Below are 22,380 nucleotides of genomic sequence, written 5' to 3'. Positions count from 1 at the left end.
CGAAAACCTGGATCCGCCGAATACCCCCAACGAACTGCCGATCGCAACCACCAAGCGCCGGCGGAGAAGGACGAGAGGGAATTCTTATGTCTGGAAAGGCATCGACCCTGGTCGCACAGGCCAAGCAGTGGGCGACCTACTACGGGGACTACCCCAACGGCGCCGAGGGCGCGGTGCTCAGCGTCCCGCTGCGCATCCGTGGCGAGTGGGAGCGCAACGACGCCGACGCGCTCGCCGCGATCTTCACCGAGAACGGCAGCATGCTGGTCGGGGACGTGCAGTTGCACGGCCGCGAGGAGATCCGGGCCTACCTGGCCGAGGCGTTCGCTGGCGGCTACGGCGGCTCGCGGCTGACCGAGGAGACCAACGAGATCCGGTTCCTCACCGACGACGTCGCGCTGGCCATCACCCAGGGCGGCATCCTGCGCAAGGGTGCGGACGAACTTTCCCCGGACGAGGTCGTCCGGGCGATGTACGTCATCGTCAAGCAGGAGGGCGAGTGGAAGCTCGCCTCACACCAAACCAGCCCGATCAAGGGCTAACCGCTCACGCCCCACCCGTACACGCCGCAACTCGTCGACAAGTCGTGGTCTCTTGGCAACTAAGAGACCACGACTCGTCGACGAGTCGCGCGTTCACCGGGTTGCTCAGCGTTTCGCGCGCCAGCCGAGCGCCAGTACGGCCTGGACCAGCTCCTGATAGCTCGGTTTGACCTCTTCGAGATAGCGCTCCAGATATTGCCCGCGCGCGGTGGGCACCGGCTGGGGCTCCTCACCGGTGTCGAGCCAGGTGAGCCGTTCGACGTTGTGCAGCGCCATTTTCCACCAGCGTCCCGCGCGCTCGGCCGCCCGATCCTGGCGTTCGATCGCGGCGGCGACGGCGGCGTGGGCCTCGGCGAGCTCGGTCTCCAGCAGGTCGGCACGCGCGAGTTCCCAGGTCCGCAGGTTCTCCGCCGAAGCGCGCGCCAGCCCCACGATCTCCTTGTAGCGCATGGCCGCGGTGATGCCGTCCTCTTCGGTCATGACACACCTGCCCCTTCGGTTTCGGGCCGCTGGAACGGGATGATCACTTCGGGCGCGCCGTGCGTGGTCCGGTCGAAGAACAGGGCCCGGCCCGGCCGCGGCGACCAGTGCACCACCTGCCCGGCGGCGAACGGCGCGAGTTCGTTGCCCTGGACGTCCAGTGCCGCCCAGGTGCCGATGTCGTCGGTGCCGCCGAAGCCCAGCGTGTCCTTCAGCCGCGCGATGCTCCGCCACCAGCCGATCGTGTGCACGCCGTGGCCGGGCCCCTGCTTCAGCAGGATCCGCAGCTGGTCGAGGCCGCTCTTCGGCTGGCCGATGGCCTTCGTCTCCAGCTTGGGCAGCGCGGCGTCGATCCCGTACAGCAGCAGGATCTTCGATCCCTCCAGTGTGGACAGTCCATCGGCGATCTCGGCCGTGGTGGCGGCGAGATCCTCGACGAGCCGGGCCTGGTGTCCCTCGCCCCGCAGCCGTTCCAGCAGCTCGTTCACCGCGGGCAGGCAGGCCTCGACCGGGCAGCTGAGCACGAACTCCACCGAGCCGTGCTGGTACTGGCGGGCCAGCGACCTGGTCGCTGATTCCATAATGGACAGTGCTTCGGCGGTCGCCGCACCGAGCACCGCGACGTTCCGGCCGGGCGAGGACGGCAGGTCGGCCCCGCACGCGGTCTCGGTGACGTCGATCGACTGGCCCAGCAGCGCGCGGGGTTTCGGCGTCGGCTTCAGGTCGTTGAACGCCGGGAACTGTTCGAGCACCGGGGAATGCGCGCCGTCGAAAAGGCGCGGCCGCGCGAACGAGTCCGCGTAGCGCTCCCACAACTGGTGCTGCAGCTTGACGAACACGTTCTTGGTGCTCGCGTCCGGCACGTGGACGAGCTGGTTCCCATGTGCCACGCCGGAATCGTGGTTGAGCACCGCGTGCCACTTCGGCGCCGTCACGGCCGCGTTGTTCGCTTCGGCCAGCACCCGGCGCGCCTTCGGCATCGCGATCCGCAGCGTGCACTGCTCGAACACCGCGGGCTTGCCCCAGAACGCCTCGATCCCGGCGACGTCCTGGCTGGCCAGCACCAAATGGATGCCCTGCGACCGGCCCCGCCGCGCGATGTCCTCCAGCAGCTGGGTCGCCGTCGCGGTGACGCCGTCGCGCCCGGCGAACAGGTATTGGAACTCGTCGATCACCGCGACGATCCGCGGCCAGTGCCCGCCGGGATCCTGTTCACGCAGGTCGGCGAGGTTCGTGACCTCGTGCTCCTTGGCCGCGGCGGAGCGTCGGCGCAGCTCGTCGGCGAGGAACCGCAGCAGCGCCAGCCCGAACTCGCGGTCGGTGTTGACGTTGACCCCGATCAGCTTCGCGTGCGGCAGCCAGCTCGCGTCCTTTCGGCCCGGCGCGAGCCCGGCGAAGGACACACCCTCCTTGAAGTCCAGCAGGTACAGCGCCAGTTCGTCCGGCGAGTACCGGGCGGCGAGACTGCCCAGCAGCGAGTACAGGAAGTTCGTCTTGCCGGAGCCGCTGGGCCCGCCGATCAGCGCGTGCGGGCTGGCGTCGCCGATGACGACCTCGACCGTCTCGCCCTCGTAGAACCCAACAGGGGCACGGAGTTCCCGAGCCGAGCTCTCTTGGCCGTACTCCGGCGGCAGCAGGTCGGCGAACGAGCGCGGGCCACCCTGTTTCGCGGCCAAGGCTTCGGCGATCCGGTTCGCCGCCCGGATGACCTGGCCGGAAGGCAACGGCGGATCCAGGTCGACGACCAGGTCCGCGCCGGTCATGCTGCTGATCGCGCGGCGCTCGTCGAGCAGGCTCACCGTCTCCACCGACGTGCTCAGCGTGGTCGGCACGTCGATCAGGATCAGGCAGATCCCCGCGGCGAGCGCGCCACTCGCGACCCGCTTGAGCTCACGGGCGCGCTCGGGTTCCAGCGTCTCGCCGTTGCCGTAGAGCACCACGATCCGGAACGGCTCCAGCCGTTGCCCGGTGGCACGGCGGAGTTCTCGCAGGGACGTGTGGCCGGACTGCATCCCGGTCGCGTGGATCCGGCGGATGTGCCCGGCGAGCTCGTCGAGCAGGTCTTCCAGCCCGCTGGGGTCGTACAGCGTGAGCGCGCTGGTGCGGCTCAGCGGGTACAGGTCGGGCAGCACCGCCGTCAGCTGCCCGACGTCCCACAGGTGCACGCGCACCGCGCCGGGCTCGAACGTGCTGAACACGCGCATCAGCAGGTTCTGCACGATCGAGTCGATCGCCGTGCGCGTCTTCGGCGCGGAGGTGATGGACAGGTGGGATTCGTCGAGCAGCGGCACCGCGACGTCGAAGGTGCGCGCGATGTCCTGCCCCGCCGCGGTCGCCGAACCGATCCGCCAGAGGCCGGGAGCGGTGACGCCCGGATTGCCGCCGACCCGGCCGAGCCAGCTGCCCGGCGGCAGGCCCGCGGGCCCCGGTGCGTTGGCGGCGACCAGATCCCGCAGCACCCCTGGCCCCTCGGACCAGTCGTTGTAGAACTGCGTGCGGACGTTGCTCAGCTGGCTGAACACCTCGGTGGCGGCGGGGTGTTGTGCCCACCGCGCCTGGTTTTCGGCCGTCGCCTGGTTCATCCCGGCCGCGACGATGAGGCGCTCCAGTTCGAGCCGGGAGAGCTCGGCCTCCGCCGCCGCCCGCGCGCTCGCGGCGGCGCCGAGCACCAGGCCGATCTGCTGGCGTATCCGGTCCAGCGCCACCACTACGCGGTTGCGTTGCTCACCGGACCTGCCGGCCATCACTGGAGTCGTCTGTCGGGGAGTGAGGCAACGATGCCCATTGCGGGATTCGCCAATCTAGAGCCGTGACTGGTAGCCGCTCACGAGTTCGTCGGCGGCGGAAAGGCGGGTGAGCAGGGTGTCGAGTTCCTCGCCGATCCGCGGCAGCTCCGGCGGCAACCAGGGATCGGCCTGTGCCTGCGCGTCGACCATGGCGCGTCGTGCCTCCTCGAGCAGGCTTTTGGCCCGCTCGGTGTGGGTGCGCCCGTCGGCGAGACCGCTCTGGACGGCGGTCAGCAGCTGATGCAGCTCGGCGAGTCCCGACATCGTGTCTAGAGGCGAGCGGAGTAGGAATCGGCGGACGACATGCTGGCCTGGATGGTGCTCTGCATGCCGGAGATGCCGGACAAGGCTTCGGCGAGCAGGCCGTGCGCCTGGCTCACCTCCTGCTGACTACTGCCCTGCGTCGCCTGGGCGAGGGACTGCTGGGCTTCTTCGAGAGACTGCGCGGCCTGCTGAAGTGCGGCAATGCCCGCGGAAGCCTTTTCGTTCGCGAGCGCGATACCAGCGCGGATCTCTTCGACTCCGGCCATGGGGGCGGACTCCTTGGGAACGTGGGGGGCTGGAACGTAGAGTACAAACTTAGCGTGATCAAGTGACTCTGTTAAGTGAAGGGGCGCCTGGGAACCAACAAGGCCCCGGACGTCGAGACGTCCGGGGCCTTGCGGGCTGCGGAGGATACAGGAAGCGAACCTGTAAGGGCTTTCACCAGCACGCTCTCCAAATTTGACGATCTTGGTTCGCGAGCGTGCGCGTCCTGCCGCCGCCCAGCTCAGGGGCGTATTCGTGCCACTGCGAACCTCCGTGAACTGGTGCGAACGAGAGTGAAAATGAGCCTAGCGCGGACCGGCCAACCGGGTGAACTCAGCCTGTTGCTGACCGTCGACGCCGGGTCGATTGACCGGTTGCCTCGAGCCGAACCGACGGCAGGTGCGCCTCTGGTCACTCTGGCTTGACACGATCAAAGTTCCCCCTGTAGAACATAGATCGTACACACGGAACAACGTTCGTTACGGCCTTGATCCGCGGGTAAGCCGCTCAGCTGCCTGAGCAATGTCCGGAAATATCTGTTCAGGAGGTAAGTGATGCGAGTTTCCATTGCCGGAGCCGGTCTTGGTGGTCTGTGCCTGGCCCAGGGCCTGCGTGGTGCCGGGATCGACGTCGACGTGTACGAGCGGGACCCGGCGATCACCGCACGCTTCCAGGGCTACCGGCTCATGCTGAGCCCGGTGGGGTACGAGGCGCTGCAAGGCTGCCTGCCGCAGCGCTGGCACCCGCTGCTGGACGCGATCGTCGGTGACGCCTATGGCGCGGGGCTGATCCTGGACTCGCAGCTGAACCAGGTCGGTCAGCTCGGCCCCGGCCGGACCGGGATCGTGATCGACCGGCACGTGCTCCGGCACCTGCTGCTGACCGGACTCACCGTGCACACCGGGGCCGCGCTGACCGGCTACGACGTGCTGGACGACGGCAAGGTCGAAACCCGGTTCGCCCACGGCGGCTCGGCCACCGCCGATCTGCTCGTCGGTGCGGATGGGGTCACCTCCGCGGTCCGCGCGGTGCTGTCACCGCAGACCACCCCGACCGACACCGGCGTCCGGTTCGTCATCGGCCGCACCCCGCTGACCGAGCGCTTTGCCGGACTGTCGTGGGCCGCCGGTTCGAAGATCGCCGGGGACGGGGGGAACCTGCTGCTCGGAGCGATGCGTTTCCGCACCCCGCCGATGGAGGCGGCCCAGGAACTGGCGCCCGAGGTGACCCTCCCCGATGTCCGTGACTACGTGCGCTGGGCCATGGTGCTGCCGTCGGGCGGCTCGCTCGGTGCCACGACCCCGCAGGAGGCCGCGCTGTCCAGGATGGAGGGCTGGCATCCGGATCTTCAGGCGCTCGTCGAGCAGGCCGACCCGGACAACAGCACCCTGCTGTCCATCCGGGTGGTCGAGCCCCGCGAGCGCTGGGCGCCCGGTCCGGTCACGCTGCTCGGCGACGCCATCCACGCGACTTCTCCGACCGGCGGCAACGGCGCGAACACCGCCCTGCGCGACGCCGACCTGCTCCGCCGCTGCCTGATCGAGGCCGCCGAGGGTCGCCAGGATCTCCTCGGCGCGGTCGGCGACTACGAACGGCAGATGTTCGGGTACGGAGCCGAGGCCGTGCAGCACAGCCTCGACGCGCTGCCCGCCATCATCTCGAAGCCGGTATCGGCCTGAGAAGGCGTCCGGAAACTGATGTCATATCGTCCAGTTTGGCGCCGAGGGCCGCGTGACTGACGGGGACTTTCACACGGTCTGTTCTGGTGAAGGGGCCTTTTGCGAGGTTGAGTCGAGGGAAGGTCCCCTTCGGTCGCTACCCAGGTTTGCTGTGTGCCCTGATGGGAGCCTTCACGGCGTTTAACGCTGTCATGGTGGCCTTCAGGGGCACGCGCGAAACGGTCGTGGCGGTATGAAACGGGCGAATGGGTAGACTTTTCGTCCTTTGTGGAGGGTAAGCGGCTTCGAAGGCCAGGTGCTCGAGGCTTCGAGCGGCGGCTGCTGCGACAGTTCTCAGACGCGTTCTGACAGGCCACGCGGCACTGAGACCCTGAAGCTGAGACGAGAAACGCCGGATGCCTCGCGAAGAGGACATCCGGCGTTTCGTCTTGCCACTGCTGCGGAGGATACAGGATTCGAACCTGCGAGGGCGTGAACCCAACACGCTTTCCAAGCGTGCGCCTTAGGCCGCTCGGCCAATCCTCCGTCGGGAACGATACCGGAACCCGTTGGCGCCTTCGAACCTGGGTCTGACCGGCTCAGCCGGGCACGACGTCGGCGACCACGCAAGTGATGTTGTCCGGGCCGCCGCCGCCGTTGGCCAGCGCGATCAGCTCACGGACGGCGTCGGCCGGTTCGGCGAATTCGACGAGCGCGGCTTTCACGGCTTCCTCTGTCGCGCCCGCGGTCAGGCCGTCGGAACAGAGCAGGTAGCGGTCGCCGCGGTACGCCTCGAAGGTCTGCAGATCGGGCTCGGAGGAGCCGGTGCTCTGCAGGGCCTTCATGATCATCGAGCGGCGCGGGTGGTTGACGGCTTCCTCTGGCGTGATCCGGCCCTCCTCGACGAGCGCCTGGACGAGGGTGTGGTCGCGGGTGAAGCGGTGGAGTGTGCCGTCGCGCAGAACGTAACCCCGCGAATCGCCGACGTGGGCCGCGGCGAAGCGCGTGCCGTCGAACAGCAGCGCCGTCAGCGTGGTGCCCATGCCGTGGGTCGCCGGGTTCTGCTCGGCCGTCTCCGCCAGCCGTCTGCCGATCGCGACGATGCCGTCCGCGAGGGTGACCTCGAGATCAAGGGTCGCGAGGTCGAACTGCCGCAGGCTCTGGTCCAGTTCGGCGAGCACGGAGACCGCCGCCGCGCTGGCCACCTCGCCGTGCGGCTGGCCGCCGATCCCGTCCGCGACCAGCAGCAGGTGGTCACTGGCGTACACGGCGTCCTCGTTGATCTCCCTGCGCAGGCCGACGTCGGAGGCAGCCGCGTACCGCAGGACTTGGTGTGTCATGCCTCCAGTGAATCACTTGTGTACTGGGTTCACAAGCAAAGGAGTCGAATGCACAGCAGTCGGTTAAGGTGTGCACATGAACGAGAACGCCACCGTGAATGCGGCCGACATCGCGCGGCTCGCCGACGTCGGCCGCGCCGCGGTGAGCAACTGGCGCCGCCGGTACGAGGACTTCCCGCCCCCGGTCGGCGGGACGGCGTCCAGCCCGCAGTTCTCCCTGCCGGACGTCCAGGACTGGTTGCGGCGCAGGGGCAGGACGTTCCAGCTTTCCGTCGGCGACCGTGCCTGGCAGCGCTTGCGTGGCCTCGGTGACGACCTGACGCTCAGCGCGCGGGTGAGCCGGTCGGGTCTGTTCCTTTGGAGCCTGCACGCGCCGGACGGCCAGGAGTTCGATCGCGCCCAGGACGATCTCGAGCTGCTCGGCCTGCTGGAGCAGCTCGCGGGCGAGCTGGGCGCACCGGCCGCCTTCGAGTTCCTCTGCGAGCGGTACTTCGAGGCCCATTCGCGACGGCTGACGCCCACCCCGGCGCCGATCGCGCGGCTGATGACCCGGCTTGCCTGCCCCGCGCCGGGCACGGTGTTCGACCCTGCCTGCGGCGTCGGCACGCTGCTGCTCGCCGCCCCGGCCGTCGAGGCGTTCGGTCAGGACGGCGACGCGTACACCGCGACGATCGCCGCGCTCCGGCTGATGCTGCGCGACACCGACGCCGAGGTCCACGGCGGCTCGGACGCGCTGCGTCAGGACACTTTCGACGGCCTCCTCGCCGACGCGGTGGTATGCGACCCGCCGTTCAACGAACGGGCATGGGGCTATGACGAGCTGGTCGGCGACCAGCGCTGGGAGTACGGCCTCCCGCCGCGCGGCGAACCGGAACTCGCCTGGGCGCAGCACTGCCTGGCGCACGTCCGGCCCGGCGGGCTGGTCGCGATCCTGCTGCCGTCGGCGGTGGCGGGCCGCCGGACCGGCAAGCGCATCCGCGGGAACCTGCTGCGAGCCGGGGCGCTGCGCGCGGTGATCACGCTCGGAGCGACCGGCTCCGACCTGTGGCTGCTGCGGCGCCCTGAGCCTGGCGAGCGGCCGCCGTCGCGCCTCCTCCTGCTGGAATCCGGCGAGGATCTGTCCACTGTGGACGAGGCATGGTCGGCACACCTGCGCGACCTCGACACGGCGGGCAGCGTCCGGATCATCGACCTGCTCGACGAGGACGTCGACCTCGGCCCGGCCAGGCACCGGGCGCGGGAGGAACACGCGGGGCGCGAATTCTCCTTGGCGCGCAAGCGGTTCGACACACTCGGCCTGGCCGTGCCCGGGCTGGTGCCGTCGGTGGACGCGCCGGGTTTCACCACGGTCGGCGAGCTGGTCAGGGCCGGTGCCGTCGAGGTGCGCCACGCTTCCGCCAAGCCCGCGGAGGGTCGCCACGCCACGCTCACCGCCGACGACCTGGCCGCGGGGCGCGGGCCCAGCGGGCGGACCGGCGACGAGGATCAGCTGCTGGCCGAGGAAGGCGACGTCGTCGCTTCGGTGACAGGGATGGCGCGGGTCCACCGCGGGCCTGCCGCGGTGCTCGGGCCCTCGCTTTCCCGCTACCGCGTCGATCCAGACCGGATCGATCCGGAGTTCCTCGCCGGGTGCCTGCGGGCCGCCGAGCCTGCCGGCGGGGCGTCGTCGACCAGGGTGGACGTCCGCCGCACGCGGATCCCGATGCACCCGCTCGACGCCCAGCGCGAGCTGGGGGTGGCCTTTCGCGGGCTCGCCGAGTTCGACGACGCGGTGCGTGAGGCGGCGGAACTGGGCCGTGAACTCACCCGGCTAGGCTTCACCGGGCTCACCGAAGGGCAGCTCCGCCCCGGAAACGAGTGAACGGGGGAGGCCGGAGTGCTGATCGCTGATCGCTACGAGCTCGACGAGCTGCCGCTGGGCCAGGGCGGCATGGGCGCGGTGTACGGCGGTCACGACCGGCGTCTCGGCAGGCGGGTGGCGGTCAAGTTCCTGCGCCTGCCCGGCGGCCGGGACGAGGAGCTGGAGAGCCGCTTCACCCGCGAGGCCCGCATTCTCGCCACCCTGCAGCACGCGGGCGTGCCCGCGCTGTACGACTTCGGCACCTACGAGGAACGGCTGTTCCAGGTCATCCAGTTCATCGACGGGGTCACCGTGGCGGACCTGGCCGCCGAGCACGGGCCGCTGCCCGTGCCCTGGGCGGCCGCGATCGCCGCGCAGGCCTGCGCGGTGCTTTCCGCCGCCCACGCGCTGTCGATCTGCCACCGCGACCTCAAGCCGACGAACCTGATGCTCTGCCCGGACGGCAGCGTCAAGGTGCTCGACTTCGGGCTGGCCATGCTGCGCGAGGCTGACGTCGCGCAGTTCACCAGGGCGGGCCAGATCCTCGGGACGCCCGCGTACATGGCCCCGGAGCAGATCCAGCGTGGCACCGCCGGGCCGCGCAGTGACCTGTACGCGCTGGGATGCGTGCTGCACGAGATGCTCACCGGGCGGCAGCTGTTCACCGGGCCGACGGCGTACGCGGTGTTCGAGAAGCAGGTCAAGGAGAGCCCGGCCGAGGTGCCTGGCGTGCCCGCCGAGCTCAACGAGCTGCTGGCCGAGATGCTGGAGAAGGATCCGGACCACCGTCCCGCCGACGCGAACGCCCTGTACGCGCGGCTGGGCCCGTTCGCGCGTGACCTGCCGCCGCTGCCGGGCTTCCTGCAGCCTGCTTCGGCGCCGAGTCCTGGCCGGATGTACGCGCGCATCCTGGGTCGCGTCCAGTCCTGATAGTCCCGTACAGGTCTGTACAGGTTCAGCGAACATCGGCGAGTTCGCGCTTGTCGGCGGCCATGCGAAGGTCCCGCTGCCGCGCGCGGACGTAGGTGAGCGCGTTCTGCGCGCCGATGCTGATGCCCAGCGTCAGCGCGATCGAGGCCGAGGTGAGCGGTCCGGAGACGCCCGTCGCGGCGCCCACCGCGACGAAGCCGACGCGGACGCCGATGGTGAGCACCCACAGCGCGACGGTCACCCCTGAGCCCTTCTGGAAGGCGTAGCCGTTGTGGCTGGTCAGCTTCGTCGACGAGCTGCGGAGCAGGCCGAGCAGCGTGAGCACGACCACGTCGGCGATCAGCAGCCCGAATTCGGCGGCGGACGTGCCCGGGAGGGCTTTGAGCGTGTAGTAGCCGCCGACGCCGAGCAGGATCACCGGCGTCAAGGCCAGCCCGCGGACGCTGAGCAGCGTGCCCCGCAGCTGCGAATAGATGACCTTGTAGAAGACCAGGCCCGCGATCGCGATGTAGAGCAGGACGGTGGTGGGCGTGCGGTCCATCGGAGGTCTCCTTGCGGGCTGATGCGGCGTGTTTCGCTGCGAAAAGCATCGCCGGAAGGGGCATTTCGCCGCGTCGGCTTCCAGACCTGGACCGGGTTGAACCCGTCTTCCACCCCAGGGTGGACGACGGCCGGGAAAGCACCGTGATCCACCCAATCGTGACCTTCTCGTGCAACCCGGACGGGGGTCCACCCGTCTTAACCTTTGTCAGCAAGGACGTCGAATTTCGGGGGTTTGGCCGTGAAGAAGATTCTGGCCGGGGTTGCGGCGCTGTCCGCCGCGCTGGTGCTCACCGCGTGCTCGGGTGGCGCTTCCGGCGCGAACTCGGCGGGCGGCGGGCCCGCGGCGGGTGCCGGTGGCGGCGCGCCCACCGCGACCACCAGTGCGGCACCGGTCACGACCAGCAGCAGCCCGGCACCGGTCACCACGTCTCCGCCGACGACGAGCACCACACCGAAGCCGACCACGCCCAAGCCCGCCCCGAAGGTGGTGCCCGCCGCGAACGACTCCGGCGTGCCCTGCGCGGCCGCCGCCGCGTCTTCGGGCACCGCCGCCTGTGTCGACCTCTCCGCGCACAAGGCGTGGATCCTGGAGGCGGGCAAGGTCGTCTACGGCCCGGTTCCGATGCTGCCGGGCCGCAAGGGCAACGCGACGCCGACGGGCACATTCCACGTCATCGGCAAGGAGAAACTGCACCTGTCGAAGCAGTTCGACGACGCGCCGATGCCGAATTCGGTCTTCTTCTACCCCGGCGACGCGTTCCACACCGGCAGCCTGAAGGTCTATTCCCACGGCTGCATCCACCTGTCGGCCGCGGCGTCGTCGAAGTTCTTCAGCACGCTGAGCATGGGCGACGTGGTTCAGGTCGTTCCGTAACGGTCGCGTAAATGGTGAGACGAAAGGCCCCTTCACGGCGATAAGAAAGCACGCCGGAAGGGGTTTTTCATGTCCTTGAAGCTTCGCGTGCCGGTCTCCGCACTACTACTCGCCGTCATGTTGGTTCCCGGACTTCCGGCGCCGGAAGCCTCGGCGGCGCCCGCGCTTCCGGCCGGTTTCATCCTGCGGGACCAGCCGAGCGGTCAGGCGGCGTTCGACCTGACGGACTTCGCCTACCTCCCCGACGACTCGATCCTCTCGCTCGGCAAGGGCGGCAAGATCGCCTGGGTTTCGCCGACCGGCCAGGCCAGGCTCGTCGCCACCTTGCCGGTCGTCGGTGTCGGTGACCTCGGCCTGGTCGGGCTCGCCGTCGCGCCGGACTATGCGACTTCGCACCGGATCTACCTGGCACGCTCGGTGCCCCAGCCGGGTGCCGCTGGCACTGTTCGCGCCGCCTCCTGGACGGTCACCGTCGACGGTGACGGCGTTCCGACCGGGTTGTCCGGCGAAAAGACGCTGGTCGAGATGCCCCAGGACGCGGTTGCGCACGGCATGACCGGGATCATCGCGGCGCCTGACGGCACCCTGTGGGTGTCCGTCGGCGACCTGGCCGACTTCACGAAGATGGACCCCACCGCGCTGCGCGCGCTCGATCCCGACGCGCCGCAGGGCAAGATCCTGCACCTGACCGGCGACGGCAAGGGCGTTCCCGGCAACCCGTACTACGACGCCGCGAACCCCGGCTCGACCAGGAGCAAGGTGTTCGCGCGCGGCTTCCGCAGCCCGTTCCGTTTCAGCCTCGACGCCAGCACCGGCCTGCCGGTGGTCGGCGACGTCGGCTGGAACACCTGGGAGGAACTCGACGTCGTCCAGCCGGGCGCGAACCAGGCGTGGCCGTGCTGGGAGGGCAAGCACCAGACCCCCGGCTACTCGGCGCTGCCCGGCTGCGCGGGCGTGGTCAACACGCCACCGGCCTGGGAGTACCACCACGGCGACGGGCTGGACCAGGGAAACAGCATCACCGGCGGATTCGTCTACGCCGGCACCAGCTACCCGGCGGCCTACCGCGGCGCCTACTTCTTCGGCGACTACGTCACCCAGAAGGTCTGGACCGCTCGCTACGACGCGCAGGGCAACCTGATGCAGAACCCGGCGAGCCCGGCGCCCTTCACCGCGATCGGCGGCCCGGTGAGGTTCGCCCCGGCGGCCAACGGCGACGTCGTCTTCGCCGACATCTACAGCGGAAACCTGCGTCGGCTCAGCTACGTGCAGGGCAACAAGACCCCGGTCGCCTCGGCCACCTCGAACACCGACCCGGACACCCGGACGGTCTCCTTCGACGGCTCCGGCTCATTCGACTATGACAACGACCAGTTGACCTACGCCTGGAACTTCGGCGACGGCACCACCGGCGACGGCGTCCGCGCGGCGCACACCTATGGGACAGGTACGGACAGGTTCACCGCGAAGCTCACCGTGACCGACCCGCTCGGCGCGTCCGCGAGCGTCGACGTCGCCGTGGCCCCGGGCAACCACACGCCCCAGCTCACCGTCGCCGACGGTAAGACAGGTATGTACATGTACACCGTCAACGAGCTGATCAGCCTGACGGCGTCCACCACTGACGTCGAGGACGGCACCCTGCCGGTGACTTGGACGACGCTGGTCCGGCACTGCCCCCAGACGGCCACCTGCCATGCCCATCCGGGCATTGGCGGTTCGGGAGCGGCGTTCGGGATGCCGTTCACCGACCATCCCGACTCGCGCTCCGAGCTCACCGCTTCGGTCACCGACACCGACGGCGTCACCGCGAGCGTCACCTATGTCGCGCTGCCGCGCGAGCACCGGCTGACGCTGGCCAGCAACGTCCCGGCGGCGCTGAACATCCCGGCCGAAGGCGGGGTCGGCTCCGCGATGGTCGCCGAGGGCGCGACGTTCGACGTCGACGCCCCCGCGCTCGCGGCCGACGGGGTGTCGACGTTCACCGGCTGGACCGGCGGCCCGGCGACGACCTCCTGGACCATCACCGTCGGCACGGCCGACCAGACGCTGACGGCGAACTACGCCACCCCGATCGACCAGCGCTACAACGCCGACGCCCCGTTGCGTGACCTGCTCGGCGCGCCGTCCGGCCCGGAGATCACCGACGGCACGGTGCATTACCGCGGCTACGCGGGCGGGCGGCTGTACTGGAGCGCCACGACCGGGGTGCGCAGGCTGAGCGGCCCGTTGCTTGACAAGTACCTCGCCATGGGCGGGCACCAGAAGTACGGGCCCCCCGCGACCGACGTGTCCGTGACGCCGGACGGCGCCGGCCGGTACGTGCACCTACCGGCCGCGCCCGGGATCCCGGAGACCTCGATCTACTGGACGCAGGCGACCGGGGCGCACCTGGTGACGGGCCGGATCCGGGTCCGCTGGGAGGCGCTCGGCTGGGAGAAGGGGCCGATGGGCTACCCGCTCACCGACGAACTGTCCACTCCGGACGGCGTAGGCCGCTTCAACCACTTCAGCAAGGGCGGCTCCATCTACTGGACGAACGCGACCGACTCGCACGGCGTCTGGGGTGCGATCCGGCAGAAGTGGGCGGACACGGGCTGGGAACGCGGCCCGGCGGGCTACCCGCTGACCGACGAAAGCGTGACCCCGAACGGCGTCGGGCGGTACAACCACTTCAGCAAGGCCGCCTCGATCTACTGGACGAACGGCACCGGCGCGCACCTCGTGTACGGGTCGATCCTGCAGCGCTGGGCCGGGCTGGGCTGGGAACGGTCGTACCTCGGTTTCCCGACCACCGACGAGTTCGGCATCACCATCGGGCGGCAGAGCAGTTTCCAGTCCGGCTACATCACCTGGAACGGCGCCACCGGGCAGGTGATCGACCGCCGCTACTGACGGCGCCGTACGCGGAATTCTTTCCCCCGCCGTCGCAACCTCGACGGCACTCGGCACGTCTTTGACTTTGTAAGCCGAGGGAAAACAAGTTCGGGGGATTCACGTGCGCGTCAAGAACATCCTGGCCGGTCTGTCCGCTCTCGCCGTCGCGGCGGTGCTCACCGCCTGCTCGGCCGGGACGACCGGATCGACCGGTGACGTCCGGCTCGCGGCCGGGACACCGTCCGGCACGGCCGCGGAGTCCACCGCACCGGCTCCGTCCACTTCGGACACTCCGGTCCCGGTCAAACCCGCCAAGGCCAAGGCGGTCCAGCCCCAGCAGGCCGCCGGTGTGCCGTGTGCGGTCACCGCCAAGGCCTGTGTGGACCTGTCCGCGCACAAGGCGTGGCTGGTCGACGACGGCAGGATCACCTACGGGCCGGTGCCGATCATGCCGGGCAAGAAGGGCAGCACCACCCCGCTGGGCACCTGGCACGTGCTGGCCAAGGAGAAACTGCACCTGAGCCGCGAGTTCAACAACGCGCCGATGCCGAACTCCGTGTTCTTCTACAACGGCGTCGCTTTTCACGCGGGCAGCCTGAGCAACTTCTCGAACGGCTGCGTGCACCTTTCCACCGCCGCCTCGCTCAAGTTCTTCAGCACGCTCGCCATGGGCGACGAGGTCCAGGTCGTCCGCTGACCCTCCCGGTAGTGTCATGAAAGGGTCTTTCAGGGCAATTTTTGCCCTGAAAGACCCTTTCATGACACTTTTTGGAGGGCCTCAGCCTCGCAGCAGGTCCGCTGGGGTCGTGCCGGTCCAGGTGAGCGGCAGCCCGAGGGAGACCCGCTCGGCCAGCCAGGGGCTCGGGCGGTAGCGCGGGTCGCCGGTGCCGTGCTCCAGGCCGCGCAGGATTCGGAGCACGACGCCCGCACCGGCCTCTTCGCCCCAGGTCAGCGGGCCGTGCGGGTAGCCGAGGCCGAGGCGGACGGCGGTGTCGATGTCGGCGGGTGCGGCGAGGCGCTGGCCCGCGATGAAGCAGGCGGTGTTGACGATCGAGGCGAGCAGGCGCTGGGCGATCGGGGCGGGGGAGTCACGCACGACCGTCACCGGCAGCCCGGTGGCGGCCAGCGCGCCCCAGGCGGCGCGTCCCGAGGCCGGGTCGAGCCCGGGGTGCACGCTCAGCGTCAGCCGTCGCTCGTACCCGCCGAACGGGTCCACCCCGCACACCCGCGAAGCCGGGAGCCCGGACGCCGCCGCGGCGTCCACAGTGGACGTCCCGAGTGGACTCACCAGCAGGACCGTGTCGGGGTAGGCGTCGGACACGACGTCGACACCGGCGGCGGCCAGCAGCGAGCCGAGACGGTCGTCCTGGGTCCAGACCGGGGTTCGCGGGGCGGCGGGTGCTTCGGGCTCGGGGTCGGCCTGCTGGACGCCGTCCTCATAGCGGTAGAAGCCTTCGCCGTTCTTGCGGCCGAACAGCCCGGCTTCGACGCGGGGCTTGGTCAGCCAGGACGGCCGGAGCCGTGGCTCGCTGTGGAAGCCGCTCCAGATGCTCTCCAGCACGGCGTGGGAAACGTCGAGGCCGGTGAGGTCGAGCAGCTCGAACGGGCCGAGCTTCAGGCCGAGGACGTCACGGGCGATCCGGTCCACCTCGGCGGGTTCGGCGATGCCCTCGGCGAGGATCTGCAGCGCCTCGGTGCCCAGCCCGCGTCCCGCGTGGTTGACCAGGAAACCCGGCGCGTCCTTCGCGAGCACGGGCTCGTGGCCCCAGCGGCGCACGAGGTCGGCGGCCGCCGCGGGCAGCCAGGGCGCGGTCCTGGCGCCGGGGATCACCTCGACCAGGCGCATCAGCGGGACGGGGTTGAAGAAGTGCAGCCCGACGAGCCTGCTGGGATCGGTCAGCCCGGCGCCGATCCCGGTGACCGAAAGCGAGCTCGTGTTCGTCGCCAGCACGGTGTCCGGGCCGGACACCCGTTCCAGCCCGGCGAACAGCGTCCGCTTGATCTCGAGGTCCTCGCGAATGGCCTCGATGATCAGGTCGACGTGCCCGGCGGGGGCGAACGGGTCGCCAACCGGCTTGAGCCTGGCCTTCGCCGCGCTCGCGTCTTCGGCCGTCATGCGGCCCTTCGCGGTGAGTTTGTCGAGCATGCCGCCGACCTGCTCGACGGCCTTGGCCACCGCGTCCGGCTGGGCGTCGGCCAGCTCGACGGTGAGCCCGGCCGTCGCGGCCAGCTGGATGATCCCCCGGCCCATCACGCCGGTGCCGATCACCCGGAGGGTGCCGACCTGTTTCGCCCACTGCTCCACGTCGAGCCGCCTTTCCTCGGTGCGTTTCCCTGCGAAGGTATCCCGCGAGGGTGACCTGTCGACCGAACGGGTGAGAATTGGCGTTTCTCCCGGTGGATCCCGTAAGCGGTGGTGCGTTCGAGGGTCCCTCCGGCGATAGAACCTTCAGCCACAGCCGCAAGGAGGACACCATGGCCCGCAGCCGCGAACTCTGAACCGCGCTGAGTACCGTGTCGGCGTGGCAGCAAAGCGCCTGACGCGGGAGGAAAGCCGCGAGCGAACCCGGGACAGGCTGCTCGTGGCCGCCGCCGAGCTCTTCGCCGAGCGCGGCGTGAACGGCACGTCCGTCGAGCAGATCGCCGAACGCGCCGGATACACCCGTGGCGCGTTCTACGGCAACTTCGAGGGTAAGCCGGAGCTGGTGGCCGCGCTGCTGCGGCAGCGGACCCGTCAGGAGGCCGAAGAGGTCGCCGCGCTGCGTGCGGGCGCCGGTTCTTTCGCCGAGACGATGGACCGCCTGCGCGTCTGGAACGCCGAGCGTGCGCGGCATCTCGACCAGTGGTTCGCCCTGCGGACCGAGCTTTCCCTCTACGCGCTGCGCAATCCCGAGGCCAGGCCGATCGTCGGGGAGAGCGAAGCCGCGACCCGCCTGCTGATCGAAAGCGCGGTGTCCGCCGACTTCGCCCGACGCGAGGTCACCCCGCCCGCGGACCCCGCGTTTCTCGCGCTGATCGTGCACGCGCTCGAGGACGGGCTCCTGCTGCAACGCTTCCTGAGTCCCGAGGGCACGAGCGACGAGGTCGTGGTCGACGCCGTGCAGTTGCTGATGCGCGCGTGGACGGCGTTGTCGGCGGCCGAATCCCCGTAGGGTGGCTCCCATGCTGAGGGGAACGGTCAAGTTCTACAACGCCGGCGAGGGCTGGGGCGCCGTGAAGTCGCCGGACCTGCCCGGCGAGGGCGAGGCTTTCGTGCACTACTCCATGATCGAGGGTGAAGGCACGCGGTTCCGGTTCCTGGAGCCCGGCCAGTCCGTCGAATTCGACTATGAGGCGCTGGACTACCTGCAGGACGGCTTCCCCATGCGGGTCACCACCCTGCGCAAGCTCTGAGACGGGTCACGGGAGGCCGACGAAATCCGCCAGGTGCCGCGCGACGTGGCCGAAGTAGTCCCCGGTGGGGTCGACGCTGCCCACGTACTGGCCGAACAGCTCGAAACTGATCGAGCCGAACAGCTGGGTCCAGGCCATGATGAGGCGGATCGCGGTCTCGGCGCTGACGTCGGCCCCGAGAGTGCGCACCAGTGTTTCGGCCTGCTCCCGTAGACCCGGCGGCATCTCTCGCGGGGGTGATTCGCGCAGTTCGACGGCGGTGATCGTCGCGATCAGCGCGAAGGCGACCCGGCCGGCGGGGACGAGCGTGTCCTCCGGTGCCTGGTAGCCGGGGATCGGCGAGCCGTAGATGAGCGCGTATTCGTGCGGATGGGCCTTAGCCCAGGCGCGGGTGCCGTGCCAGATCGCCTCCCAGCGGGTGCGCGGGTCCTCCCCGTGGCCCGGATCGGCGTTCTCCGCCGCCTCGCCGATGTCGTTGTAGGCGTCCACGATCAACGCGGTCAGCAGCCGCTCCTTGCTGGGAAAGTAGCGGTAGAGCGCCGACGAGACCATGCCGAGTTCGCGCGCGACAGACCGCAGGGACAGGCCCTGCGCGCCGACCTCGGCGAGTTGCCGCCGTGCCTCGTCGGCGATTTCCCCGGTCAGTTCCGCGCGTGCCCGTTCGCGGGCGTTCTGGGTGGCTGGCATACCCCGCAGTGTGCCAGTTATGAGAGCGCTGCACAAAGTAGAGAGCACCGCTCTTGACAGATCCGGCCCTGGTCGTGTTCACTGCTCTTAGCCGAGAGCAGTGCTCTCCCAGACTTCGAGGAGACCGAGATGACCAGCGAAAACAACACCCGCTACCTCAAGCCGAAGAGCGCCACCACCCTCTTCAACTCGGTAGTGCAGCGGCTGACCAAGCTCGGTGTCAGCGTCATGGGCAGCCGGGTGCTTTCGGTGCGTGGCCGCACGAGTGGCGAGCTGCGCTCGGTGCCGGTGAACCTGCTGCCGCACGACGGTGAGCGCTATCTGGTCGCGCCGCGCGGGCACACCCAGTGGGTGCGGAATCTGCGGGTCGCGGGCGAAGGGCAGCTGCGCGTCGGCAGGAAGGTCGAGACCTTCACCTACGTCGAGCTGGGCGACGACGAGAAGACCGACGTCCTGCGCTCCTACCTGAAGCGCTGGGGCTGGGAGGTCGGCGCCTTCTTCGAGGGTGTCGACGCGAAAGCGACGGACGAGACCCTGCGCGAGATCGCGCCGGGCTTCCCCGTCTTCCGGATCGCGACGAAAGCCTGAGGCTAGGTCGTTTTCTTCGGGGTGCGGCGGGTCAGCGTCGCGACGATCAGCACGACGCCGACCAGGAACGCGACCAGTCCGATCAGGAACCACAGCTTCTGCCCGGTCATGAAACTGCCGGTGATCACGCCGATGCCCTGGAGCACCCAGACGGCACCGATCAAGGCCAGTACCACCCCGACCGCGAGAAGGACCCACTTCTTCATCTGCTGCTCCTCGCTTCGATGGTGCTGTCGCCCAGTCTGGCACTGCCTCCGCGCGGCGGCGAACCGGTCAGGGTTTGCCGGTCAGAGTTTGCCGGTCAACCCGTTGCGGTAGGCGAAGACGACGGCGTGCACCCGATCGCGCAGGCCGAGCTTCGCCAGTACCCGCGAAACGTGCGTTTTGACCGTCTCCTCGCCCACGTGGAGCTGGGCGGCGATCTCGGCGTTGCTGCTCGCGGCGGCGATCAGCAGCAGCACCTCACGTTCCCGGGAGGTCAGCCGTTCCAGCTCGGCGGGCTCGTCGGGCGCCGGTTCGATGCTGGTGGCGAACGTCGCGACGAGCCGCCTGGTCACCGAGGGGTCGATCAGCGCGTCGCCGCGGGCGGCCACCCGCATCGCGGCGATCAGTTCCTCCGGCGCCAGGCTCTTGAGCAGGAAGCCGCTCGCGCCCGCGCGCAGCGCGCGGTAGACGTACTCGTCGGAGTCGTAGGTGGTGAGCACCAGCACCCGGGTGTCGTTGCCGGGGGTGGCGAGGATGGCCTCGGTGGCCGCGAGACCGTCCATCCTGGGCATCCGGACGTCGAGCACGGCGACGTCGGGACGCAGCCGCGCCGTCTCGGCCACCGCCTCGTGCCCGTCCGCGGCCTCGCCGACGCACTCGAAGTCGGCCTGCGTGTCCAGCACCGCGCGCATCCCCGAGCGGAACATGGCGTGGTCGTCGGCCAGCAGGACCCTGATCATGTGCTCTCCAGCGGGAAGATCGCGCGGACTCGCCAGTGCTGTCCGTCCGGGAGGTGGCCGTGGTCGACCCGGCCGCCGAACAGCGCCACCCGCTGCCGGATCCCGGCCAGCCCGCGGTGGGGGAACTCGGCGGCTGACCCGCGCCCGCCGGGGATGGACTCGTTGGTGACGCTCAGGACGATCTCGGTCTCTCGGTAGTCCAGCTCGACCTCGACCGTGCCGCTGTCGCCGTGCCGCAACGCGTTGGTGAGCGACTCCTGCACGATCCGGTACAGCGCGACGTCGAGTGAGCCGGACAGCTCGTGCGGTGTGCCGTGGGTGGTCAGCCGGGCGGGCCGCCCGGCGGCCCGGATGCCTTCCAGCAGCTCGTCGACGTTGTCGAGGCCCGGCTGCCGCTGCGCGCCGGTACTTTCCGTGCCGTGCAGCAGGTCGAGCAGGCGGCGCAGGTCGACCATCGCCGAGCGGCTGGCGGTTTCGACGGCGGTCAGCGAGCGGCGGACGGGCGCGTCCCCGTCGTCGGGCAGACCGAGCCGCGCGGCGCCCGCGTGCACCCCGATGGCGCTGACGTGGTGGGAGATCACGTCGTGCAGGTCCCGCGCGATGGTGGTGCGTTCCTCGGTCACGGCGCGGCGCACCGCCTCGGCCTCGTGCAGGCGGCGTTGCTCTGCCTCGAGTTCGAGGTCGGCGATGTAGGCGCGGCGCGCTGTCGTGTAGCGCCCGACCAGCCACGGCAGCAGGCTGGTGACCGACGCCCCGAGCAGCATCAGCAGCAGGTTGTGCCCCGTGCGGCCGCCCCCGATCGCGTCGCTCGTGATGCTGCCGGTGACCATGGCCAGCAGCGCGAGGATCGCCGGGGTCGTGCGCAGCCACGCCCCGGAGCGGAAGCCGGCGACGAGGATGCCCGAGTTGTTGCCCAGGACGAAGCCGGTGCAGGGGCACAGCAGAACCGCGGCGGTGATGAGCATGACGGCGTGCGCCAGCGAAACCCAGCCCGCGTACCGGGCGGGTCCGGCGAGCGCGGTGTTGACCACGATGCCGCCGAGCAGGACGACCCAGACTGGCCAGCCCTGGCTCAGCGACGGCCCGCGGATGAGGAACATCGAGGCGTCGGCGACCAGGCAGAGCGCGGCGACGAGCATCGCCTGCCGCGCCAGTGACCCGCTGATATCCCGCACCCGGGCAACTCTGCCCTAACCGTTGTGCGGCGCAAAGGAGCCGTGCCCCGGCATGCCCCCACCATGACGGCGTCTAACGCCGTCATGGTGGCCTTCAGGGGCAGTCGGGTTCGGAAGGGAGCCGGGGTCAGGGGCCAGCGGGCGGGGGCGCGCCCTGGCGGCCGCCGGGCGGCACCTGGCCGCCGTTGCGGCCCTGGCCAGTGCCGCGGCCGGTCGTGCCGGTCGTGCCAGGGGTGCTGATCGACGTCGCCGTCGCGGTCGTGCCGGACACCTTCGCCAGCACCGTCACGCTCGCGCCGGTCTTCGGTTCGGTGGTCTTCTCGGTAGCCGTGCCGATCGCGTAGACCTGCTTGTAGCCGTCCTTGCTGGTCAGGCTGATGGACGTGGCGCTGACTTCGGTGACGTCGCCGGTCTGCAGCCGCTCTGTGGTGTACCCGCCTTTGCCGTCCGAGACGACGAAGTCACCGTGCAGCGCGTCGCGCAGGATGGTCGCGGCACCGCCGACGTTGCCGCCCATGCCGGGGGGCGCGCCGAAACCACGTCCGCCGGGGCCGCCCTGCTGGGCCTGCGCGGTGGCGTCGGAGCTCGTGCCCGCCCAGATCGCGAGGCCGCCGCCAGCGGCGATGACCACCGCGACCCCGGCCGCGATCGCGGTCTTGCGGCCGGACCACGCGTTCTTGCCGGGCGCCGTGGCGGGAACGGGAGCGGAATCGCCCCAGCTGCCGCTCGGTGGGGTGTCGGTCGGCTCGGTCGTCATTGCTTCCTCCGGTCGTGCAGATGGTTGCTCTCCGAGCGTTGCGGCCGTCGCTGTGCGGGAGCTGTGGGACGCGTGGGCACACCCTGTGGACACGGCACGATCGCCGGATGGAGCTCCGCCTGCTGCGGTACTTCTCGACGCCGACGCTGAGCCAGCAGATCAAGGTGCTTGAGCGCGAGGTCGGCTCCCCGCTCCTGCTGCGGGACAGCCGCGGTGTCCGGCTGACCGCGGCCGGTGAGGTGTTGCGGGGCGAGGCCGCCAGGACCCTGCGCGCGGCGGCCGACGCGCTGCGCGGGACCCGCCGGGCTCGCCGACCCGGTGTTGCGGCTCGGCCTGCTCAACGGCGTGCCGGAGTGGATCCCGGCACCGTCCTGCACGTCGACGGGGGTCACCGACTCGTGTGACATTCACAGGAAGGGCACAGCCACCGCACAGCGG

General features: G+C 70.0%; 23 protein-coding genes and 1 tRNA gene. 11 read left to right on the top strand and 13 right to left on the bottom strand.

Annotated elements, in window-relative coordinates:
* The first annotated feature begins 86 nt into the window (after window positions 1–86).
* A complete protein-coding gene (locus tag QMK34_RS07735; protein WP_326412993.1) occupies window positions 87–542 on the top strand; it encodes an SgcJ/EcaC family oxidoreductase in 456 nt (151 codons plus the stop codon).
* A gap of 105 nt (window positions 543–647) precedes the next feature.
* Here QMK34_RS07735 and QMK34_RS07730 read toward each other — a convergent pair whose 3' ends face one another.
* The 4 genes from QMK34_RS07730 to QMK34_RS07715 are packed head-to-tail and all read right to left on the bottom strand — an operon-like array spanning window position 648 to window position 4,338.
* Window positions 648–1,022 carry a hypothetical protein gene (locus QMK34_RS07730; protein ID WP_326412992.1) on the bottom strand — a complete coding sequence of 125 codons (375 nt, stop codon included), beginning with the start codon at window positions 1,020–1,022 and terminating at the stop codon, window positions 648–650.
* Entirely contained in the window at window positions 1,019–3,766 is a 2,748-nt protein-coding gene (locus QMK34_RS07725) for an FtsK/SpoIIIE domain-containing protein (protein ID WP_326412991.1), read from the bottom strand. The genes QMK34_RS07730 and QMK34_RS07725 overlap by 4 nt, the downstream gene beginning before the upstream one ends.
* A 57-nt stretch (window positions 3,767–3,823) precedes the next feature.
* A complete protein-coding gene (locus QMK34_RS07720) occupies window positions 3,824–4,072 on the bottom strand; it encodes a hypothetical protein (RefSeq protein WP_326412990.1) in 249 nt (82 codons plus the stop codon).
* Between the two features lie 5 nt (window positions 4,073–4,077).
* A complete protein-coding gene (locus QMK34_RS07715) occupies window positions 4,078–4,338 on the bottom strand; it encodes a hypothetical protein (protein WP_326412989.1) in 261 nt (86 codons plus the stop codon).
* 552 nt (window positions 4,339–4,890) lie between these two features.
* Between QMK34_RS07715 and QMK34_RS07710 the strand changes: the two genes are divergently transcribed.
* Entirely contained in the window at window positions 4,891–6,015 is a 1,125-nt protein-coding gene (locus QMK34_RS07710; RefSeq protein ID WP_326412988.1) for an FAD-dependent oxidoreductase, read from the top strand.
* Between the two features lie 440 nt (window positions 6,016–6,455).
* On the opposite strand, the gene QMK34_RS07705 is transcribed toward QMK34_RS07710, so the two are convergent.
* Both QMK34_RS07705 and QMK34_RS07700 read right to left on the bottom strand, forming a co-directional pair.
* A tRNA-Ser gene (locus QMK34_RS07705) sits at window positions 6,456–6,540 on the bottom strand.
* 53 nt (window positions 6,541–6,593) lie between these two features.
* Window positions 6,594–7,334, bottom strand: a complete 741-nt coding sequence (locus QMK34_RS07700) for a PP2C family protein-serine/threonine phosphatase (RefSeq protein WP_326412987.1) — start codon at window positions 7,332–7,334, stop codon at window positions 6,594–6,596.
* A 76-nt stretch (window positions 7,335–7,410) separates the two neighbouring features.
* Between QMK34_RS07700 and QMK34_RS07695 the strand changes: the two genes are divergently transcribed.
* Window positions 7,411–9,195, top strand: a complete 1,785-nt coding sequence (locus QMK34_RS07695; RefSeq protein ID WP_326412985.1) for an N-6 DNA methylase — start codon at window positions 7,411–7,413, stop codon at window positions 9,193–9,195.
* Window positions 9,196–9,210: 15 nt separating this feature from the next.
* On the top strand, window positions 9,211–10,104 hold the full coding sequence (locus tag QMK34_RS07690; RefSeq protein WP_326412983.1) for a serine/threonine-protein kinase: 894 nt from the start codon (window positions 9,211–9,213) through the stop codon (window positions 10,102–10,104).
* A 25-nt stretch (window positions 10,105–10,129) separates the two neighbouring features.
* Here the strand turns inward: QMK34_RS07690 and QMK34_RS07685 are convergent, their stop codons facing one another.
* Window positions 10,130–10,645, bottom strand: a complete 516-nt coding sequence (locus QMK34_RS07685; protein ID WP_326412981.1) for a hypothetical protein — start codon at window positions 10,643–10,645, stop codon at window positions 10,130–10,132.
* A gap of 240 nt (window positions 10,646–10,885) precedes the next feature.
* Here QMK34_RS07685 and QMK34_RS07680 point away from each other — a divergent pair, with 240 nt between their 5' ends.
* From QMK34_RS07680 to QMK34_RS07670, 3 genes are all read left to right on the top strand, one after another.
* Entirely contained in the window at window positions 10,886–11,521 is a 636-nt protein-coding gene (locus tag QMK34_RS07680) for a L,D-transpeptidase (RefSeq protein ID WP_326412980.1), read from the top strand.
* A gap of 69 nt (window positions 11,522–11,590) precedes the next feature.
* A complete protein-coding gene (locus QMK34_RS07675; RefSeq protein ID WP_326412978.1) occupies window positions 11,591–14,416 on the top strand; it encodes a PQQ-dependent sugar dehydrogenase in 2,826 nt (941 codons plus the stop codon).
* A 103-nt stretch (window positions 14,417–14,519) separates the two neighbouring features.
* Entirely contained in the window at window positions 14,520–15,095 is a 576-nt protein-coding gene (locus QMK34_RS07670; protein ID WP_326412976.1) for a L,D-transpeptidase, read from the top strand.
* 81 nt (window positions 15,096–15,176) lie between these two features.
* Here QMK34_RS07670 and QMK34_RS07665 read toward each other — a convergent pair whose 3' ends face one another.
* Window positions 15,177–16,703 carry a 3-hydroxyacyl-CoA dehydrogenase gene (locus tag QMK34_RS07665; RefSeq protein WP_326412974.1) on the bottom strand — a complete coding sequence of 509 codons (1,527 nt, stop codon included), beginning with the start codon at window positions 16,701–16,703 and terminating at the stop codon, window positions 15,177–15,179.
* Between the two features lie 217 nt (window positions 16,704–16,920).
* On the opposite strand from QMK34_RS07665, the gene QMK34_RS07660 reads away from it, so the two are divergent.
* On the top strand, window positions 16,921–17,550 hold the full coding sequence (locus tag QMK34_RS07660) for a TetR/AcrR family transcriptional regulator (RefSeq protein WP_326412972.1): 630 nt from the start codon (window positions 16,921–16,923) through the stop codon (window positions 17,548–17,550).
* Between the two features lie 10 nt (window positions 17,551–17,560).
* Window positions 17,561–17,791: a cold-shock protein gene (locus tag QMK34_RS07655; RefSeq protein WP_326412970.1), complete on the top strand. Its 231-nt coding sequence runs from the start codon at window positions 17,561–17,563 to the stop codon at window positions 17,789–17,791.
* 6 nt (window positions 17,792–17,797) lie between these two features.
* Here the strand turns inward: QMK34_RS07655 and QMK34_RS07650 are convergent, their stop codons facing one another.
* On the bottom strand, window positions 17,798–18,478 hold the full coding sequence (locus tag QMK34_RS07650) for a TetR/AcrR family transcriptional regulator (protein WP_326412968.1): 681 nt from the start codon (window positions 18,476–18,478) through the stop codon (window positions 17,798–17,800).
* A gap of 129 nt (window positions 18,479–18,607) precedes the next feature.
* On the opposite strand from QMK34_RS07650, the gene QMK34_RS07645 reads away from it, so the two are divergent.
* Window positions 18,608–19,066: a nitroreductase family deazaflavin-dependent oxidoreductase gene (locus tag QMK34_RS07645; RefSeq protein WP_326412966.1), complete on the top strand. Its 459-nt coding sequence runs from the start codon at window positions 18,608–18,610 to the stop codon at window positions 19,064–19,066.
* Window positions 19,067–19,068: 2 nt separating this feature from the next.
* Here QMK34_RS07645 and QMK34_RS07640 read toward each other — a convergent pair whose 3' ends face one another.
* The 4 genes from QMK34_RS07640 to QMK34_RS07625 form a co-directional block, all read right to left on the bottom strand.
* Window positions 19,069–19,272, bottom strand: coding sequence for a hypothetical protein (locus tag QMK34_RS07640; protein ID WP_326412964.1), 204 nt, complete (start codon window positions 19,270–19,272; stop codon window positions 19,069–19,071).
* A gap of 81 nt (window positions 19,273–19,353) precedes the next feature.
* Window positions 19,354–20,010 carry a response regulator transcription factor gene (locus QMK34_RS07635; protein WP_326412962.1) on the bottom strand — a complete coding sequence of 219 codons (657 nt, stop codon included), beginning with the start codon at window positions 20,008–20,010 and terminating at the stop codon, window positions 19,354–19,356.
* The gene (locus tag QMK34_RS07630; RefSeq protein ID WP_326412960.1) at window positions 20,007–21,185 is read right to left on the bottom strand and encodes a sensor histidine kinase; all 1,179 of its coding nucleotides are present in this window, start codon (window positions 21,183–21,185) and stop codon (window positions 20,007–20,009) included. Before QMK34_RS07630 ends, QMK34_RS07635 begins: the two co-directional genes overlap by 4 nt.
* Before the next feature lie 127 nt (window positions 21,186–21,312).
* Window positions 21,313–21,942: a hypothetical protein gene (locus QMK34_RS07625; protein WP_326412958.1), complete on the bottom strand. Its 630-nt coding sequence runs from the start codon at window positions 21,940–21,942 to the stop codon at window positions 21,313–21,315.
* A gap of 107 nt (window positions 21,943–22,049) precedes the next feature.
* Here QMK34_RS07625 and QMK34_RS07620 point away from each other — a divergent pair, with 107 nt between their 5' ends.
* On the top strand, window positions 22,050–22,346 hold the full coding sequence (locus tag QMK34_RS07620; RefSeq protein WP_326412956.1) for a LysR family transcriptional regulator: 297 nt from the start codon (window positions 22,050–22,052) through the stop codon (window positions 22,344–22,346).
* Window positions 22,347–22,380: the final 34 nt, after the last annotated feature.

The organism is Amycolatopsis sp. H20-H5, from assembly GCF_035828755.1.
GTDB lineage: Bacteria > Actinomycetota > Actinomycetes > Mycobacteriales > Pseudonocardiaceae > Amycolatopsis.
This window is presented reverse-complemented; position numbering and strand designations above follow the sequence as displayed.

Bases quoted from the DNA above. Each gene is read 5' to 3' on its own strand.
- QMK34_RS07735 (WP_326412993.1), top strand. From the start codon at position 87: ATGTCTGGAAAGGCATCGACCCTGGTCGCACAGGCCAAGCAGTGGGCG.
- QMK34_RS07730 (WP_326412992.1), bottom strand. From the start codon at position 1,022: ATGACCGAAGAGGACGGCATCACCGCGGCCATGCGCTACAAGGAGATC.
- QMK34_RS07725 (WP_326412991.1), bottom strand. From the start codon at position 3,766: ATGGCCGGCAGGTCCGGTGAGCAACGCAACCGCGTAGTGGTGGCGCTG.
- QMK34_RS07720 (WP_326412990.1), bottom strand. From the start codon at position 4,072: ATGTCGGGACTCGCCGAGCTGCATCAGCTGCTGACCGCCGTCCAGAGC.
- QMK34_RS07715 (WP_326412989.1), bottom strand. From the start codon at position 4,338: ATGGCCGGAGTCGAAGAGATCCGCGCTGGTATCGCGCTCGCGAACGAA.
- QMK34_RS07710 (WP_326412988.1), top strand. From the start codon at position 4,891: ATGCGAGTTTCCATTGCCGGAGCCGGTCTTGGTGGTCTGTGCCTGGCC.
- QMK34_RS07700 (WP_326412987.1), bottom strand. From the start codon at position 7,334: ATGACACACCAAGTCCTGCGGTACGCGGCTGCCTCCGACGTCGGCCTG.
- QMK34_RS07695 (WP_326412985.1), top strand. From the start codon at position 7,411: ATGAACGAGAACGCCACCGTGAATGCGGCCGACATCGCGCGGCTCGCC.
- QMK34_RS07685 (WP_326412981.1), bottom strand. From the start codon at position 10,645: ATGGACCGCACGCCCACCACCGTCCTGCTCTACATCGCGATCGCGGGC.
- QMK34_RS07675 (WP_326412978.1), top strand. From the start codon at position 11,591: ATGTCCTTGAAGCTTCGCGTGCCGGTCTCCGCACTACTACTCGCCGTC.
- QMK34_RS07655 (WP_326412970.1), top strand. From the start codon at position 17,561: ATGCTGAGGGGAACGGTCAAGTTCTACAACGCCGGCGAGGGCTGGGGC.
- QMK34_RS07650 (WP_326412968.1), bottom strand. From the start codon at position 18,478: ATGCCAGCCACCCAGAACGCCCGCGAACGGGCACGCGCGGAACTGACC.
- QMK34_RS07645 (WP_326412966.1), top strand. From the start codon at position 18,608: ATGACCAGCGAAAACAACACCCGCTACCTCAAGCCGAAGAGCGCCACC.
- QMK34_RS07640 (WP_326412964.1), bottom strand. From the start codon at position 19,272: ATGAAGAAGTGGGTCCTTCTCGCGGTCGGGGTGGTACTGGCCTTGATC.
- QMK34_RS07635 (WP_326412962.1), bottom strand. From the start codon at position 20,010: ATGATCAGGGTCCTGCTGGCCGACGACCACGCCATGTTCCGCTCGGGG.
- QMK34_RS07625 (WP_326412958.1), bottom strand. From the start codon at position 21,942: ATGACGACCGAGCCGACCGACACCCCACCGAGCGGCAGCTGGGGCGAT.
- QMK34_RS07620 (WP_326412956.1), top strand. From the start codon at position 22,050: ATGGAGCTCCGCCTGCTGCGGTACTTCTCGACGCCGACGCTGAGCCAG.